The organism is Mesorhizobium sp. M7A.F.Ca.ET.027.02.1.1 (genome assembly GCF_004022985.1).
In the GTDB taxonomy this organism is placed as follows: domain Bacteria; phylum Pseudomonadota; class Alphaproteobacteria; order Rhizobiales; family Rhizobiaceae; genus Mesorhizobium.
This window is the reverse complement of sequence record NZ_RZOL01000640.1, coordinates 1-2,215: the sequence shown is the minus strand read 5'-3', so window position 1 is coordinate 2,215 and position 2,215 is coordinate 1. Positions and strand designations below refer to the sequence as shown.

Here is a 2,215-nt window from a genome sequence, read left to right as displayed (position 1 = left end):
GCCCGCCGCGGGAGGAGGTGCGGCGGGCGCCGTTTTTGTGGTCAACCCTTGGGAGGAGGTAAGGGGTGACCGTATTCGTCAAGGTCGGGGAGGAGGTCGACCCTGGCGAAATTCTGGTTAGATCGCCTGGCGGGCGATGATCTTGATTTCGTCGCGGACGATACCGAGATCATGCAGCTGGCGGTTGGAAAGGCGACCCAGCTCGGTAACCGTCTCGCGATAAACGCGCCAGTTACGATAGTTGCGGATCAGGTTCATTGTCGTTCTCTTTTTCAAAACTGGTTCGGACCATTCGCGGTCCGAAGAATTAGACCGCCTTGCGAGCGACGTAAGGAATGTCGCTGCGGCTGATGCCGAGGTCGGTCAGTTCACGGTTGCTCAGGCGGCTCAGCTCGGACACGGTGTCCCTGTAGCGGCGCCAGTTGCGGTAGTTGCGGATCAGGTTCATGGTAGTTCTCGTTTCGTCTTTCTTGCGGATCATTCCGTTTGTGTACGAACTATAAATAGTCGGACCCATATCGATTTAAAAGCGCTATGGCTGCATGGCAGCAATGCAAATTGTGCAATGCAGCATTAACGGGGTTCACGGACCTGACACAAAGAAACCCGAATCGGAAAATGCCGCCGCGTCAACGATTTGACCGGATCGGCTGAAAAAAAGACCAAACTTGGGGGAGACGCAGCATGGCGGGGTATTCGTCGCGGGTCAGGGCGGATATCGCGCGTTGGCTGCAGGCCGGGCTGATTGACGCCGCCACAGCCGATTCGCTTTCGCGCGATGTCGAGGCCAACGCGCGCGAGTCGCTCAGCTTCGGCTCTATCCTGGCAATGATGGCCGCCTTGCTTTTCGGCGCCGCCATCCTGATTTTCGTCGCCGCCAACTGGGACGCGATCCCGAGGCTGGCGCGCGTGGCGGCACTGTTTGCCGTCATCCTTGGTGGCTATGTCGGCGGCGCGGTGCTGAAGGCCCGCAACCATGCGGCGATCGGGGAAGCGCTCTGGGTCGTGGCGGCCGCGGCTTTCGGCGGCTCGATCGCGCTGATCGGCCAGATGTATCATCTCTCGGGCGACGAGGCGTCTGCTCTGGTCACCTGGGGCGCCGGCACGGCGCTGGCGGCGGTTGCGCTGCGTTCGAATCCGCTGACGGTCGCTTCGGTCGGCATCGCCGATGCCTGGCTGTTCCTCAAAGGCTTCGACTACTACAGCCGCAGCGAATTTCCGCATGCCTTCGTGATCATGGCGATCGTGCTGTTTGCCGTCTCGTTCTGGACCCGCAGCCAGGCGGCGCGCCACCTGATCATCCTGTCGGTTCTGTTCTATCTTGTGCTGCTGGTCACCAACCACGACACGCTGCAGGTGGCTTTCCCGCTGGTCGTCGTCTCGGCGCTGCTGTTCGCGGCCTCGGTCTTCGCGCCGGATCCGGTCGACCGGGTCGTGCAGCTCGGCGGCCGCTTGCCCTTGCACGCACTGCTCGGCTTCCTCACCGGCCTCGCAATGATCCAGTTCGAACTCGCCGACGAGAGCACCTACAACAGCGGTTTTGCCTTCGCTTCGGTGATCGCGCTTGCAGGCATTGTCGCCGCAATCGTGCTGGCAGGACGGGAAAGCCGTGGGCTGCGCTGGTTTGCCTATCTTGGCTTCGCCTTCGAACTCGCCATCATCTATGTGGTGACCTTGCAATCGATGCTCGATACGGCCGGCTTCTTCCTGGCCGCCGCGGTGCTGCTCGGCATCCTTGCGATCGTCATCATCCGCGTGGAAAAACGCATGAAGGGTCCAGATGCCAAAGGAGCCACGGCATGATCACCGGGAAAAGGCTTGTCATCTCGGCACTGGTGCTGGCGCTCGTCCAGATCGGCTTCCTGAGCTGGATCATCGCCGGCCGCGCGGCGATCCTGCGCAACGGCAAGGAAGTGCTGCTGAAGATCGAACCTGTCGATCCGCGCGACCTCCTGCGCGGCGACTATATTATCCTGGGCTACGATATTTCGCGCATACCGGTGAAAATGATCGCCAACATTCCGCCCGACAAATTTTCAAGCGAGGACACCTCAATTGTCGTGCGCCTGAAGAAGGGCTCCGACAGCTATTGGCAGCCGACGACAGCCTGGTTCGGCAAGGCACCGACGCCGGCCGCTGCCGACGAGGCCGATATATCAGGCCACGTCGCCGAGGGCTGGGACCTTCGCGGCGAAGAGGCGACCATCGCGCCGGA

Annotated in this window: 4 protein-coding genes; 2 read left to right on the top strand and 2 right to left on the bottom strand. The window is 61.3% G+C overall.

The window, feature by feature from the left end; translation table 11 throughout:
• Nucleotides 1–117: 117 nt before the first annotated feature.
• Together EN749_RS34555 and EN749_RS34550 are read right to left on the bottom strand one after the other, a co-directional pair.
• Complete coding sequence (locus tag EN749_RS34555) at nt 118–258, bottom strand: DUF1127 domain-containing protein (protein WP_013531314.1); 141 nt, start codon at nt 256–258, stop codon at nt 118–120.
• A gap of 49 nt (nt 259–307) precedes the next feature.
• Nucleotides 308–448: a DUF1127 domain-containing protein gene (locus EN749_RS34550; RefSeq protein ID WP_013531315.1), complete on the bottom strand. Its 141-nt coding sequence runs from the start codon at nt 446–448 to the stop codon at nt 308–310.
• A 236-nt stretch (nt 449–684) separates the two neighbouring features.
• Here EN749_RS34550 and EN749_RS34545 point away from each other — a divergent pair, with 236 nt between their 5' ends.
• Both EN749_RS34545 and EN749_RS34540 read left to right on the top strand, forming a co-directional pair.
• A complete protein-coding gene (locus EN749_RS34545; protein ID WP_127810267.1) occupies nt 685–1,803 on the top strand; it encodes a DUF2157 domain-containing protein in 1,119 nt (372 codons plus the stop codon).
• The coding region (locus EN749_RS34540; protein ID WP_128364853.1) for a GDYXXLXY domain-containing protein at nt 1,800–2,215 on the top strand (416 nt) is incomplete at its 3' end. The genes EN749_RS34545 and EN749_RS34540, both read left to right, overlap by 4 nt.